Origin of the sequence: Limosilactobacillus pontis (assembly GCF_002940945.1) — a bacterium.
In the GTDB taxonomy this organism is placed as follows: Bacteria; Bacillota; Bacilli; order Lactobacillales; family Lactobacillaceae; genus Limosilactobacillus; species Limosilactobacillus pontis_A.
The window spans coordinates 135,383-150,612 of the sequence record NZ_PNFV01000004.1 but is presented as its reverse complement, the minus strand read 5'-3'; the positions used below and the strand labels follow the sequence as shown (position 1 = coordinate 150,612).

General features: G+C 37.9%; 14 protein-coding genes. 5 read left to right on the top strand and 9 right to left on the bottom strand.

Features of this window, described 5'->3' with window-relative positions; all coding sequences use genetic code 11:
- Positions 1-228: 228 nt before the first annotated feature.
- From CK797_RS04755 to CK797_RS04715, 9 genes are read right to left on the bottom strand one after another with little or no spacing between them, the layout of a single operon-like run.
- The gene (locus CK797_RS04755; RefSeq protein ID WP_075667499.1) at positions 229-564 is read right to left on the bottom strand and encodes a hypothetical protein; all 336 of its coding nucleotides are present in this window, start codon (positions 562-564) and stop codon (positions 229-231) included.
- Between the two features lie 15 nt (positions 565-579).
- Positions 580-2,472 carry a DEAD/DEAH box helicase gene (locus CK797_RS04750; RefSeq protein ID WP_104688614.1) on the bottom strand — a complete coding sequence of 631 codons (1,893 nt, stop codon included), beginning with the start codon at positions 2,470-2,472 and terminating at the stop codon, positions 580-582.
- Complete coding sequence (locus tag CK797_RS04745; protein WP_104688613.1) at positions 2,453-3,745, bottom strand: hypothetical protein; 1,293 nt, start codon at positions 3,743-3,745, stop codon at positions 2,453-2,455. Before CK797_RS04745 ends, CK797_RS04750 begins: the two co-directional genes overlap by 20 nt.
- Position 3,746: 1 nt before the next feature.
- A complete protein-coding gene (locus CK797_RS04740) occupies positions 3,747-6,722 on the bottom strand; it encodes a type III restriction-modification system endonuclease (protein WP_104688612.1) in 2,976 nt (991 codons plus the stop codon).
- 3 nt (positions 6,723-6,725) lie between these two features.
- Positions 6,726-8,741 carry a site-specific DNA-methyltransferase gene (locus CK797_RS04735; RefSeq protein ID WP_104688611.1) on the bottom strand — a complete coding sequence of 672 codons (2,016 nt, stop codon included), beginning with the start codon at positions 8,739-8,741 and terminating at the stop codon, positions 6,726-6,728.
- Between the two features lie 3 nt (positions 8,742-8,744).
- A complete protein-coding gene (locus CK797_RS04730; RefSeq protein ID WP_011678941.1) occupies positions 8,745-8,993 on the bottom strand; it encodes a helix-turn-helix domain-containing protein in 249 nt (82 codons plus the stop codon).
- The gene (locus CK797_RS04725) at positions 8,974-10,629 is read right to left on the bottom strand and encodes a DUF2326 domain-containing protein (protein ID WP_075667494.1); all 1,656 of its coding nucleotides are present in this window, start codon (positions 10,627-10,629) and stop codon (positions 8,974-8,976) included. Before CK797_RS04725 ends, CK797_RS04730 begins: the two co-directional genes overlap by 20 nt.
- Positions 10,613-10,840: an ABC-three component system middle component 7 gene (locus CK797_RS04720; RefSeq protein WP_003652749.1), complete on the bottom strand. Its 228-nt coding sequence runs from the start codon at positions 10,838-10,840 to the stop codon at positions 10,613-10,615. Before CK797_RS04720 ends, CK797_RS04725 begins: the two co-directional genes overlap by 17 nt.
- Positions 10,830-12,050 (bottom strand): ABC-three component system protein, encoded by a 1,221-nt coding sequence (locus tag CK797_RS04715; RefSeq protein WP_104688610.1) that lies wholly within the window; start codon positions 12,048-12,050, stop codon positions 10,830-10,832. The genes CK797_RS04720 and CK797_RS04715 overlap by 11 nt, the downstream gene beginning before the upstream one ends.
- A gap of 373 nt (positions 12,051-12,423) precedes the next feature.
- Here CK797_RS04715 and CK797_RS04710 point away from each other — a divergent pair, with 373 nt between their 5' ends.
- The 5 genes from CK797_RS04710 (at position 12,424) to CK797_RS04690 (ending at position 15,229) form a co-directional block, all read left to right on the top strand.
- Positions 12,424-12,945, top strand: a complete 522-nt coding sequence (locus CK797_RS04710; RefSeq protein ID WP_104688609.1) for a sigma-70 family RNA polymerase sigma factor — start codon at positions 12,424-12,426, stop codon at positions 12,943-12,945.
- Between the two features lie 93 nt (positions 12,946-13,038).
- Positions 13,039-13,239 (top strand): hypothetical protein, encoded by a 201-nt coding sequence (locus CK797_RS04705; RefSeq protein ID WP_104688608.1) that lies wholly within the window; start codon positions 13,039-13,041, stop codon positions 13,237-13,239.
- Positions 13,223-13,540: a hypothetical protein gene (locus tag CK797_RS04700; RefSeq protein ID WP_104688607.1), complete on the top strand. Its 318-nt coding sequence runs from the start codon at positions 13,223-13,225 to the stop codon at positions 13,538-13,540. The genes CK797_RS04705 and CK797_RS04700 overlap by 17 nt, the downstream gene beginning before the upstream one ends.
- The gene (locus tag CK797_RS04695; protein WP_104688606.1) at positions 13,537-14,676 is read left to right on the top strand and encodes a DUF2800 domain-containing protein; all 1,140 of its coding nucleotides are present in this window, start codon (positions 13,537-13,539) and stop codon (positions 14,674-14,676) included. Before CK797_RS04700 ends, CK797_RS04695 begins: the two co-directional genes overlap by 4 nt.
- Positions 14,654-15,229, top strand: coding sequence for a DUF2815 family protein (locus tag CK797_RS04690; RefSeq protein WP_104688605.1), 576 nt, complete (start codon positions 14,654-14,656; stop codon positions 15,227-15,229). Before CK797_RS04695 ends, CK797_RS04690 begins: the two co-directional genes overlap by 23 nt.
- Position 15,230: the final 1 nt, after the last annotated feature.

Genomic DNA, 15,230 nt, shown 5'->3' with positions numbered 1-15,230 from the left:
CTGTTACGGATTCAACATGCCACGACCTTATGTTGTCAATTACACATTCCGGATTAGCCGCTACGCTAACCCATTATCTTTTCTTAACCCAAAACATTGTGTTTGTTAACTCGCTTACAGAATGCCGGAATTGCTCACATTTTAGGGATTAATAGCAGATTCCATATTTTATTGGTTTGTGGGAACATAAAAGGCCACAAATTAAACTTAAAGCGTTTGTGGAAAAAACTAAAGTCTAAACCCCATATTTGCCTGATGGAATTCATCAAGATTCCAGTGAAGAAGTCTAAGGGGCACTTTCCCAGCCGTAAAATGTAAATGTGTAAAAAATCCTCGATAATTGGATAAATGCACATTACTATTAACTGCTTTTTCATTTTTTTGTAAAGTTAACACATGATACTCTTCATATGCAAAATTTTTTAACGCGATAAATTCTTTCATTGCTTCATGTTCATCTGTTTCAGCTAGTTCTTCAAGGTGTGAGGCCGTATTAACCATGTAATCTACTCGTTCTTGTAATTCTTCCTTAGTTGTATCAACTGATGGGACAATAGTTTCCATACCCAATATTCTCCTTTATTTATACCTTCCCATTACAATATCCTTAACTTCTTTCAGATAGTCATCAGTATATTCAGGGACAAGCAATTGACCATCAATGGCATCAAGCATAACTTTTTCTTTATCCTTCAATTTCTTGTACACCGTACTATCAATAAAACTCATGTGGGCAACATCACCCTTAGTCATCAGATAATAGTAACGGGTATATTGATCTGCAGGTAGGCCCAAACGATTAATCCGGTCCCGTGACTGCAGCATAAAAGTTAAATTGAAATTATATTCAAAATAGACAGCATCATGTACGGTTTGGTGCAAAGAAATAGATTCCCCCAGAGTATTAGGATTTGATACAAGTACCTGAACATCACCGGTCCGGAAATTATTAATCATTCCTTCACGATCTTGCTTTGGAGTGGCCCCATAAACCAAGGTGGTCTTGATCCCCATACCATTTAGAGTATCAGTAATCTTCTGCATTGTTCCGACAAACATACCCCAGACCAGGACTTTTTTGCCTTGGCTAACTAATTTATCAATTAAGTCAATCCCCATTTCAAACTTAGGAGATTCAACTTGGGCTAAATTATATTTCTTATACGCATCCCCACTGCTGGCGTTTTCCTTTTCCACAGTAGATGACTGTTTATCCCAAACACCGGAATCAGCATCCACCAGTCCTAGTTCTTTATAGTTAATATTAGTTGCCAGCAATTCGGGGTTTGTGGAAGCCTGCAACAACCTAATAAACGTTGCTAGAGTTCCGTTTTCATTTTCATAAATTGCCTGTGCTAGTAGCTCCTGATTTTTTGAAGGAGCTACTTCTTTAATAATGTCTGGATCTGGTCTCGGTACATGAAGGTCCTGCTTATTGGTCCGCCAGAAAAATGGCGATAGTTTCTTATTCACGTCTTCAGAATCAATGTTGTTTAGGGTCGTTAAATCCCAAGCAAAGAATGAGGAATATTCATCTGGATACATCAAGTGCAAGAAATTATAAATATCCCTGAAACCGTTTGGGATTGGCGTTCCAGTCAAAACATACCGATAATGCGGCGCTTGACTCAAGCTTAGAGCAGCCTTAGCACGCTGACCACCGATACCTTTTACTCGGTGAACTTCGTCAAAAACTAACATAGTTTTAGAATCCAGTAAGTCATTGATGATGTTCAGCTTACTTTGTAAAGATTCATAGTTAATCGTGATCACATCTGCTTGAACCCAATCATGCTTAACTACTCCAGGATTATTGTTGTACTTCTTATCCCGCATATTAAGATAATGCAGCTGCCGTTTTGGTCCAAACACAGCTTCAAATTCTGTCCGCCAGGCAGCGAATGCATTTAATGGTGACACTACAAGGAGCTTATCAACTTCATTCACTCTAGGACTAGACAAGTAGGCAAAAGTTCCATACATCATTGCAGTCTTCCCCGCACCAGGAACTGAAAAGTTAGCGGCCCGTTTCATGATAGTCATGAAGAAACTAGCCTTTTCCTGTTCTGGTTTTAGTGGTCGCGTAATCTCCTGACTAACAGTTGTTTTGAAATTATCAAACTCTTGCTGCCAACGAGGATCACCATCTTTGATAGTTAACCCAGCCTGACTTTGTTCTTTAATGTAATACTGTCGTTGCTGTACAAACTGATCAAACTTATTACTCGTTTGGACTTCGGGTAATCCCTTACGCTTCAGACGACGATTAAGCTTCTTGACTAATTCAAGTAACTGAACATAAGTCAAATCTTGTTTAAATGTTCGTTGTTTAGCATCTTCGAAGTAAGGAGCAAAAATTGACAAGCCGCGCTGAGCAGTCTTAGTTTTCAGAGTATGGCGATCGTCATCTAATAATTGAAACAGGCCCGTATCATTTTTAATGATAATTGGACTATCTGATTTCGTCTCCATACTTGCTGAACAACTCCTTACTTAATTGATTTAAATCCCGCATATATTTTTGAAGTTCCTTTAACTGATCCTCACTAACCTCGTTATAACGTAAACTTCCAATTAATCCGCCATCTTCATTCAGATCATGGTAGTATTTCACATTCTGCTTGATATTGCGAATGAACTTATCTACAGACTCACTGTTGCGGGCATTTCGCATGTAGGTATCAAATGTATCCCCTAGCGATTCAACCGTTTCATTTTCATCAGTCAAACTCTGCATTAAATCAGAGGTGTTCTTAATTTCATCATCCTGGAGAGAGTCGGATAAATCGTCCACCATGTCCGCAACATCATCGTTAAAGTCTTCGTTATCCACACTGTTAACGATATTTTTACTATATTCACGTATATGAGTTCTGGCAGTATTCCCACTAACGCCCACGTGAATTTGATAAAGGATCACGCCAAAGTAAGAATTCATGGTTTCATTTTTACGAACTTGTGACTCTGGATCATCACCAAAATTTTTGGACAGTGACTTACCCATTTCATAGAACAGCGACCAAACTTTGCTTTCTTTGATAATATTAAAGTTATTTTCTGGAGCCCCAATAAACTCTAGAAACTTTTTCATGTAGACCGCACCATCATAATATTTCTTAACTTCTGTCGGACGCATATGTGAGTCAGCTGCATAATCCGCTTGGGTCATAATTGGGTTATCACCACTGGTAGTCTGGTAAATGTCAACTGCCAAATCCACCGGGTCATAATCTTGCCTCTCTTCAACACCCATCTGAATGGCCAATTCCAATTTCTTAATTTTAGCTCGTTCAGTAGTGTTGTCATATGAGAATGGTAAAACAACGGCCTCAAAATAAACCGTTCGCCCAGACGTTTGGTGAATATCACGTAAGGCAGTATAACGACGATTACCATCAACGATCCGACCATCATCAAGGACATAACCATAAACCTGTTGACCAGATTCTTGGATCGATTTCTCAGTCCGCTTTAATGCTGATGAATTATCCTGTTCAATCAACTTAGCAACAAAATTGTTATATTGCGGATCTTCTTGATCATTTGCTGGGTGTAATTCATCGCGATACTGAGAGATTCCGGTCGCAATTCGTCCATTCTTATCGTTGTAATAGACATATTCTAGTGGAATCTTGTAAACATCCAACGTTTCAGAGCTAACCCCATCAACCTTAATCGGTAACTTGGGCTTGGCACCGGTTTTCTCTAACTTTCCCTCTTTAGCTAATTCGATTAGCGACAACATTTCAGTTCAACTCCCCATTTTCCAATTTATTGATCAAATCATGTACTTCCTGCTCGCTAGTAGCCATCTGATAGTAAACTCCAGATTCCTTTAAATGATCGAAGTACTTTTGTTGAATAATCCTTATTTCTTCATCACCTAAACGCATGTTTTCAGCTTTGGTTTCGATCACCAAATAGATTGGCTTACTACCATGTTCAATCTTAAAAATAAAGTCGGGTGTAGTAGTACCGTTATCGAAGCGAGGTATCTTAATTGCCTTCTTTGGTAACTTACCAAAGACACTAATCTTAGGTCCATATGAGCGCTGTAAAATCTTTAATTCTGGATCAGCACTGTCATAACGTAGTGGTGGCCGATCATACAAGTACTTTTCATCAGAAGTTGAATTTGACTGATATACACCCAGGACACTAGCAGGTACTGAATCTACAAATTCATGTTTCTTGGCATTATAAATCGAAGTAGAAGCTGAAAATTTCAAGGGTTCATAACTATAAGAAGTCTTGATTCGTTCGTTAAATTGATTATTAAAAGTTCGAATTAAGTTCCCCAGTGTCTTTTCATTGATGTAGTTGGTATTATTCCTTAACCTCTTAATGGCCTTAATCATTAAGTTGTTCAATAAGTTTACAGAGAGGTCTGTTTGCTGGGCCAGGATTTTAAGAAATTTACCATATTTCATGGTCAAATATTCAGTGCTGTAATCTGCCTGCGTTTCTCGAACAGACGCCGAACTATTATCAGTAACGACTTCTTGGTGGACCATTTGCGGCCGCTGTAAGACAAAAATCTTATTATCACTATCATTGAAGACATTACGAGCCACAGTTTCGGCATCCTGATTAACTGATGGGTCAAACTTAATCATCTGTCGCTTGGCCAATTGCAGCCACAAATTTTTCAATTGCTGCCAGTTTTGTTTTCGCAGCTTAACCACTGTGTTATCCTTTGAATTCTTATCCCGAACCTTATCTTTAGCCACTTTAGTCTTCTGCACAAGCTCTGGGTAAAGATGACACAACGCATCATAACCAGACATTGTCTTACCATCCAGTTCGACATTTTCTTTAAATTTGTTAGAGCGTGTAATGACATTGTGCTCGTCTAGATCATCAAGCAACTGATCTTCATTAAACTGCGGATCAGCTTTTTGTTTGGCCTGAATAATCAGCTTGATCATATCATCCGTAAGTTCTTCTTGGTTCAACTTAATTGGTGAATCGTCATTGATCTCACCAACCAGTTTCTGGGCAAAATCACGCTCATCATATCCAATCAAGAACGACAATCGACTTTGCCATTCATCTTGGTTAAGACGGTGTCCAGTTTCATCAACTGGTAAACGTAAGCCACGACCAACTTCCTGAATCTTACTAATCTCTGAACCAGAAGTACGTAACTTAGCAATCGTAAAGACATTTGGATTATCCCAGCCTTCACGTAGCGTCCACTTTGAAAAAAGAAAGCGACGAGTCAGCCAGTTGCCATCCTTATCTTTGAAACTAAGCAATTTTTCCTTATTGCTTAAAATGTCTTCAACTTCAGCTTGAATATCAGCATCTGAACTTCCACGATCTTCGCTGAAATAACCAGCATAAATGTCTTGATGCTCTGACTGTAAACTTTTTAATGTTGCTTGTAAGAAGGCATAGTATTCCTTTTCTCGATCATCGATGGCTAATTCATAACGGTCAATTAGCTTTTTTAGCTTCTTAGTTAAAATAGCTTCAAAATGTTGGGCAAGCCAACCCTTACCATTATTCTCCCCACGAAAACTAGAAATACTATCAATGAAGAATAAAGACAGTGTCTTAATTTTAGGGGCGTTATCACCTGAATTTAAGCGCAAGAAGTTTTCTTCCTCCGCCTTGAAATGACAATCTAATGCTTGGGAGATAATCTCATCCTGATAATTCTGGGCAAAGGTACCAGGAATCAACTTCATATCTTTTGAAAGTACTAGTCCATTAGATAGTTCACGTTCTGTTCCACCAGCATAGGTAATGTTACCCTCAAAGCCTGGATCAACATCCGCTAAATTTTCACCTACACTAAGCGGGTATTCCTTACTGCCCTTGATAAGGATAAGTTCCTTAGCCTTGGCCTGCTTAACCTTATATAGATTATTTGCTTGCTCCTCAGTCATGTCAGGATAATCAATATCAATCCCCTTGACTAAGCCTTGATTAAAACTATCAACGGCGTCAAGGTTAAATTGAGGTTCACCACGATAGTAATCAATCTTAGCGACTTTGTTCTTACCCCGACCAGTAGTTGTTTCCGGGAAAGTAGCCCCAAAACGGACAATTAATTGGGGCTTCATTGCTTTAATATCTTCATAAAACTTTTTACCCCGTGGGAATCGCTGCGGCTCGTCAATAATGACTACAGGTCTAGTTGCCGCAATGGCCTTAATTGGTGAAGTTTCGCCACCAAGAAGAGTCTGATCATAATCATCACGGTGCATAGATTTAGAATGCAGCATCCCTTGATTAACTAACAATACTTCAATTTGGTTTGCATTCTGCCGTGTTGCTTCCACAAATTCTGATAGCTGGGCCGGAAAATTGCGTCGTCCTGAACGCGCACTAAAGTCACCTGCGTCGATGACGTTTAATTGGACCCGGGTATTTTCATAAAATTCGCTAAAGTGCTGCTTAGCATAATCGCTACTAATAAAGCTACGAGTACCTTCCTTAATACTTGGGCTCGGTACAGCAATGACAAACTTGAATAGGCCATACTTTTGGTGCATTTCATACATCATCCGGGTGTAGACATAGGTCTTCCCAGTTCCCGTCTCCATCTTGATGTCAATATTGGCTTCATCCCTATAACGACACCTAATCAGTGGATTGGCATAAATGTAATTAGCATCTGGATTATTACTCATGGTATCCATGCCTGGGAAAGCTTTATCAATAGCAGCTAGGGCATCAGTTTGGTGTTGTAAAGTTTCTAGTTTAATCTTCATGGTTTAGTACCTCTTGATTAAAGTTACTTTACTGTCTAGCTGTTTTAAGCCATTTTCCAGTTCACGCAGTTCTGCCACGTTAAAGGAGTAGCCAAAAATAACCACACTTTGGATTTCTAATTGGCAAGTACCAAGTTGGTTGAGTAATTCTTTAGTTTGATCTGCTCTCCAGCCTTCGTTGATTAAGTAAAGTCGATTATCTTCAACCTTGTGGGCCGAGTAATTGCCGAACTTAACTTCCTCAACGTCAGCATCAAAGGAATAACCATCCTTTGCAAGCCAAGTGGTAAGAATCGTTTCTTCCCCAGTAGCATCCCCATCAATACCCAAACTCTTGCTAGAAAATCCATCGACCATGTTAGTAAATAAATTGGTGTTATTTGGATCAAAGTCATCAATTTCTTCTAGGGTTTGTTTGACTGGCTTTACTACTCGATAGTGCTTAAAACTGCCATCAAAATCTTTTGGCAAGGTTAATTCATTATCCTCACGAATCTTTTTTGCAGCCATATTAATACGTCGTCGTGAAATTTCGTCTATTGATTTATACCCTAATTTATAAGCTTCCTTTCCCCCATCAGTTGGTACTTCATTTCCATCTTTATTTGTGTGATACGTCTTTTCTGGGAGCTGAACCATTATAAATTTCCTTTTTCCGTTATCTTGAGCGTTAAGACTCATCACTGCATGAGCCGTTGTAGCGGACCCTGCGAAAAAATCTAAAAATGTAGCATCGCTTGGAAAAATACTTAGTATTCTAGTAATAAACGCTAACTGTTTTGGATTGCTAAAAGGGGTCTTAAATGATTTTAGTAATTTATCATCAGGCCTCTGATCATCGCTCATAATGGCTTTGGGCCTCTGCTTCAAATTTTCATTCAAATACCTTTTAACAGCTGGTAAACTGCCATCCGTATGAAAATGTATACGATCCTCTTTGACCAGCTCTTTTAATTTTTCTGGGCTATACCTATAACCATTGGGTGGAACGGGATCATTCTTTTTTGTAATGGGATTATATAATGGTTCCATATTTCCATTCTTTACACCACCAATATTATCTTTTCTATAAAGTCCTCTTTTATCAATATACCAATAGTTCGTAAAATCTATAAATCGTGGATACTTTGTTAATTGCTTCAGTTCATCAGATATTTCATTATTTGTTAAACCTGAATTCTGGAGATCTTTAACTCGCTTTAGATACTCAGAAATATTGTTTTTATAAACACTCCACTTTCTTTCAGCATACTTTTTTTCTAATGATTGTCTATCTTTTCCATAAACAAGGCAATAATCATGGCTAGTAGAAATAAACAAACTATTATTTTTTGAACTATTTGTATTTCTAACTATTTCGGCAATAAACTGATTCTCACCAAAGATCTCTTCTTGTATTTCTCGAAGAGTTGCTTGCTCATTCGAGTCAATCGATATAAATATAACGCCATTATCATTTAACAATCTTTTGGCTAAAACTAGTCTGGGATACATGAATGTCAACCATGCCGAATGACTTGATTTACCCTGAATACTTTTTAATCTCTCAACCTGATCATCATCAAGTCCAAACATGTCTTTTAACTTGTCGTCACTGTATTCAAAGGAATCGGGATAAACAAAGCCATCACTACCCGTGTTATATGGTGGGTCAATATAAATGACGTCGATTCTATTCTGATAGTTGTTCTGCAAATGACGCAGTACTTCCAAATTATCGCCGGTAAAGAACAGGTTCTTACTGTCCTTCCCCTCACCCTGATTTTGCTTTTCATCAGGAACAATTACAGTTGATGGCATTTCACCAGCTTGGCGCCGAGCGTAATCCTTACCAATAAAATCTAACTGATAACCTTCACTTAATTCATTGACATTCTTATCTTTTAATTGGTCCTTAAACTTATCCAGATCAAAAGACCCATCCTTGGTAAAAAATTCAGGTAGCTTTTCTTTCAGTTCATTTAAGAAAGCTGTGTTTGGCTGCACAGTTTCGTTATATCTTTCATTATCTGTTTGCATTAATTATTCTCCTGTGTTGATGCGTTCTGTTTCACAAATATCGGCAAGGTTACAATTTAACCCTGAGCATATCTTCATTAAAAGATCTGTAGTAACGTTGGCATTTTTTCCTAGCTTAGCAATAGATGCTGCACTAATATCACATTGTTTTTGCAAATCCTTTTTTTGCATGCCTCTGTCAATTAGTAACTTCCATAACTTTTTGTAGCTCATCTTATAGTTGATTTTTAACTTAGTTTGATTGTTGTTCATTCCAAGATCTCCCAAATAACTCTTTACCACCACGCTCTAACGTAAGAACAGTGTGCTTTTTTATAATTTGTTGTGCCTTGTCTGAAAGAAGATCAATAGTATCAATAGAAATGAAAACCTGTTTATTTTCCTTTCCATACATTTCAATGATCTTATCCTTGCGATCTATTTCAATGTTAGAGAACATCAAAGAATCATGAATAAAGAACGGTAATCTGGTTAACTCTAAGCATGCCTGATCAAAAAGAATTAGACCTTTAAATGAGGTACCTGTTCCTTGATCATTAATAGTTTCAAAGGAATAATTGTTAGCTTTTAATTCAATATGGGGCGGCTGAAAAGAGGATGAACCACATATCTCTTCATTTAGCTTGGCCATTTTTTCATTTAGTAAGTGCTGAACTTCCGCAAGCTGAGTATTCACAGTTGTTTTTAAAGCTTCATTTTGATCTTTTTGCGCTTCTTTAAGTTCTTTTTTCTTCTCATAATTTTTATTTTCGTCTTCCAACCTTTTAAGTTCAGCTTTTTTATCAGCATAGTCATTAAGAATAGCCGTTTGAACGTTAGGAGCTTGTTGATTTTTAATTTTCCTTGCTTCAGTTACTAGCTCGTTAATATGATGATCAATTTCACTAATATTTTTCTCTAAAGAGTTCTTCTCTTTTTCAAATTCCTCTTTCAAGAACTTGGTAACTTGATGATGAAACTTGTCGATTTCTTCTATCTTATTTAAATCAATGTCTGGGAAAAATTGTTGTAATTCTCGATAATTACTTCTAAATTTACCAGGCCCAGCTTGCTCATTAGCCTTAACAACATTAAGTCTACTAATATATGTATTCTTGTAATCTCTCAATTTTGATAAATCTTCTCTAATACTTCTAAGATGTTCAGCCTGTATTTCATCTAGATTTAATGTTCCTTCATTATTTTTTGATTCTAGATCAGATAGCTCATCTTTAAGTTCAGAAATTTTATCAACGTTTTCTTTGAACTGCTTTTTAGTATCTACTATTGGCACATACTTAAACGCACCTGCATTTTTAAATACTTTATAGGCTTTATCAGCGTCACTTGCAGCTTTTTCCCTCGCCTCTATCGGAGAATATCTATCAAATAGTTTCAACAAACTATAAACCTGTTGCTTGCCTTGTTCCTGATTAACAGCTTGCAACGGTCTTCTTTCATTCACTGTTTGACGGTTATAGACCCGAATAAATCTGCTAACAGCGTTTCTAAAAGATAATCCAGGTAGGTCCAAATTATATTTTTTAGACAAGAACTTTAAATATTCATCCCTTGTCATCCTTTTATCCGCTAAAGGCTTAAAATTTTCATCACAGACATTGATGTTTTGAAAATCCTCAGTGGATCTTGAAAAATAGTAGTCTTTACCATTAAATTCAAAAATAAATTTGATAGTATGCTGTCCAACGTTCTTTTGAACGTCACTATCCTTCTTTACGTAATCATTCCCTCCAAACACGAAATCTAAGATCATTAAAAAGGTAGATTTCCCTATTGAATTAGTTCCACCCTTTCCACCTAGTACAACATTTAGCCCCTTACCAAAATTTATTGGTCCTCGAACCTTTCCATCAATAATAAATTGATCACAACTAATTTGCTTTAACACTGTGTATCACACCTGTCTCTTTATCAATGCGAATTTTACCCAAAGTAAATAAACAATCTAAGGACTCAACAAATTCGCCAACATCATCAAAATATCTTTTTGTGGCTGCAAAAAGTTGTTGTGGATTCATAGCATCCTTATCTAAGGCTTTTAAAATTTTAGGTAGATTGGCTAGTGTACTCTCTTTATAATCAGTAACTTTACTGGGCAATTTCAACTTCAAACACCTCACAATTTTGTACAAAGAAAGCAACTAAAATTCTCGCCGCTTCTATAAAATCATTTTCCAAATGTTCTTTTTCAAGAATCCAATGAGCCAGATGATTAAAAACTTCACTCTGACTTAATCCTTCTCGTTTAAATTTGATATATGCCAATTTAATTGTTGTGGCCAGATCATCAAAACTGAACGAGTTACCCTCCATACTTGAGAATTGATCTCTTATTTTGTTGTAGTAACCCATAACATAAAATTGAACAGCACCTTGCAAAGGATAGTCATTGTTAATCTTTTCTTCTATCTTATGCGCATCATAAGAAATGGGATTAGTAATCTTATCGGGCTTTATCTCTTTTAAGCCCTTTATAACTTTGATTAAATTATCTTCTAAGGTTAACTGATTAAGTCCTTTGGCGAGTTTGTGTTCAATATCAATACGTCTTTTTTCATTAACTAAGGTTTGATAATTCTTTAATGTTGGATTCTCGAGATAAAGATTTGCACAATTTAAGCACAAGGGAATTTTATTTTCCAAAGCATCTGAATTTTCAGGTGCTTTTTTTATTTTGGAAAATTCTGCTTTACCTTCCATTGATAGATTGGCTGGAAAAATATGGACCACATCATATCCTGCAATTGCTTCAGTATCTCCATCAGTAATCAATTCTCGTCCACATAGTGGACATTTAAATCGAACATCGTGGACTAACTTTAAGTAGGTAACATTCTTTTTATCATCTGCAATATCGGATTCAGTCACAGAACTTTTTCCTTCCTTAAATTTTTCTAGGAAGGCTTTCATTATGTCAAAACATACTTTACCTAATGAAGCAGAAGTAACATTAAAACTTCTTTTTCTAAGTTCATCTCTAATACCTTTTTTTGCCCCAGGAGCTGCAAAAACAATTCTTTCAAAAAATCGATTTCCATCACTGATTCTTTTCAAGATATCTTTTGCATCTTTTTTTGGAATTTTTCTGGATCCAGAACAGTACTTATTAATCGTGTCTGCTTCCTTATTATTTAACGGATTTAAATCTCCGTTTTCCGCTTTTTGGTCTTCCTCTTCTGTTTGCGGTTCACGGATCAACATATCAATTAAATTTTTAAGGAACTCTGGTCGGCCTTCTTTGTTGCTTTCTTTAGATTCTGGGTCAGCCAGGTAAGTCCACATTATGTCAAAGAAATCAGAAAATTCCATATTAATCACACTCTACTTTCGGACAAAAAATGCCCGATTTTGTCTCAAACTGTCCGGGGTCAAATTCTTGTTTCCAATATACTAATTGTGAATTAAAGATAATGATTTAATTCACTATTTAAGTATACCGTTTACATATACGTTTCTCAATATTATTTAGGCGATCGTGAATTTTATCTATTTAATTCAGCATGCATCGTCAAGCTAACGATGTTCCAGCATGCTTACCAAATTGAATACTTTAACTGCAACCAGCCACTGGAAGGTTTGCTGCAGTCCCGAAACGAATAAGTTTCGGACTGTTTTGCACACTACCAGTGGCTCTTTTTGTCCTTTGCCTTCGTTTCGGGAGACCGGAATGGAGGTTTTATTAATGAAAACAGATAACAGTGAGTATGAATTAATCGGTGAAAAGGACGGCAAGTTAATCGTTAGGGTAAAGCACATGGGAAAGCAGGTAACTACAATTACCAAAGCGCAGGGAAATATTGTATTTGACTTTAATCATGATCAATACAATTCAGATCATCGAAATGAAAGGCATCAAGACAAGTTCTTTGCTACTTCATTAGAAGATCCAGACATTAATGCAATCGATACGTTAGCGGATAGGTATTCTATGGAAATCACGTCTGTTTACGGGAAAGATTATTTGTTAGATATGTTAATTAAAAATGAAGACAATCAACTACGCCAACAATTAGCTAATCAATTACCAGATGCTTTAAAGACTTTAACTGTCAAACAGCGGTATGCTGTCCTGAGCTACTACTGTCTGAAACTCAGAAAAAGGCAAATCGCCAACAATATGGGTATCAGTAATGTCATGGCTGGTAGACATGTTAAAGCTGGCTTAGCAAAGCTGCGACAATTCTACGGGATCAAAAGTAATTAAGAAAAAGTGAGCCAGAGATGGTTCACTTTTTTTCTTCTCCTGGCAAATAGATGTGAGGAATGACCCACACAGTTATTTGAAAGGAGATAAAAGATGGCTAATAAAGTGTCAATTAAGCTTACCAAGCACCCTCAAGATGGCATCATCGACATGCGCAACGTCACGATCCGTGAACGACTGCTGCGTTTGCTGCTTGGTAAAGCACATCACTTGATGGTGATCGCACTTGGCAAAGATGTTCAACAGCTACAGATTAACGAAGTAAAGGAGGATTCCTATGAGCGCAATGAATGATCTTGATTTGAAACTCAAGGAAGCTGAGAACTTAATCGATCAGACCAAAGAAGCTATTCTGTCCCTTCATGGATTGCTATCAAGCAACCAAAATGGAGAGCAATTTAAAGATGAGCAGCCAAAGCGCGATCCAGTTGAAGATAAAGTAACTGTCCGCAAGATGCTAGCAAAGAAGAGCGCCGAAGGTTATACCGACCAAGTTAAAGCTTTGCTCCATAAGTTTGATGCGGAGAAGCTTTCTGACGTGGACCCTAAAGATTACGAAGATCTTTACTACAGTGCGGAGGGATTAGGACAATGAGTTCACCAACCCACCACGCATTATTATCAGCTTCCAGTGCTAATCGTTGGCTAAGTGCTTCACCACTCCCACGACTAGAGCAATACTTCCCCCACACTACTTCTAATGTAGCTGCTGAAGGGACGGCTGCCCATGCCCTCGGTGAATATAAAATTCATCGCTTGCTTGGTGACAAATTCAAGCGTCCTACTTCTGACTACCAATCAGATGAGATGGAAGACCTAACTGATGATTACGCAAGCTATGTCCTGGAACAATATCATAAAGCTAAGGAGTATGCACCTGATGCCACGATCAAGGTAGAGCAGAAACTGGATTTCTCTAAATATGTTCCTGAAGGTTTTGGTACTGGCGACTGCGTAATTGTTTCTGATCACCTACTCCACATTATCGACTTCAAATATGGCAAGGGTGTCCGAGTGGAAGCCCAGAACAATCCACAGATGAAACTTTATGCCGTCGGAGCATTAGAGATGTTCGGTAGTCTATATAACATAGATGAAGTTGAAACGACAATCTTTCAACCTCGCATGGCCAATATTAGTACCTGGACCATTAACGCTAAAGAGCTAATGCATTGGGCCAATACCGAGTTAAAAGAAAAAGCCGAACTTGCTTTCGCTGGTCAAGGCACCGTCCATTATGGCCCCTGGTGCCAATTCTCTGCTTGCAATGCTGTACTGCGAGCCCGTTATGACTATCATCACAAGCTCACCCGCTTTCAACTACGGTCACCGAACTTGCTAACAGATAGTGAGGTTACTGAGGTCCTCGAGCATATCGACGATTTAAACCGCTGGGCTCACGAAGTTAAAGACTATGCTGCCAACTTAGCCATCAATCATGGTAAGCAATGGCCCGGCTACAAAATTGTCGAAGGACGGTCTGTGCGTCATTACAAGGATGAAGCAGCCGTAGCAAAAATTGCTGAAGAACATGGCTACCATGATATTTACCAAAAGAAGCTATTACCGATTAAAAAACTAGAAAAACAGGTCGGTAAGAAAAAATTCACCGAACTGTTTAGTCAAGAAATTGTTAAACCTGCGGGTAAACCAACTTTAGTACCAAATTATGATCGGCGTCAGAGTATTGGCAAATCAAACCCACAAGATGAATTTAAGGAGGAAAAATAATATGTCACAACAAACTAAAGTCGTTACTGGTATCAACACTCGTCTCTCTTACGCTAACGTCTGGGAACCAAAGTCTATCAATGGTGGTAAGGAAAAGTATTCAGTTAGTCTAATCATCCCCAAGTCCGATCAAAAGACAGTCACTGCCATCGAAAAAGCTATCGATGCTGCCATCCAGGAAGGAATTGGAAAGTTTGGTGACAAGAAGCCAAACAAGGCTACCCTAAAACTGCCACTCCGCGATGGTGATGTCGAACGTGATGATGAAGCTTATCAGAACAGCTACTTTATCAACGCTAATTCTATCACCGCACCACAGATTGTTGACAAGCATGTCCAACCAATTCTCGACCAAAACGAAGTCTACAGTGGTTGCTATGCTCGGGTTTCCATTAACTTCTACGCCTTTAACACCAATGGTAACCGCGGAGTAGCTTGTGGGCTCGGCAATATTCAAAAGATCCGTGATGGCGAACCGTTAGGTGGACATGCTAGTGCCAGCGATGACTTCACAGCGATTAATGATAGCAATAACGATGATTTCTTAGCTTAAA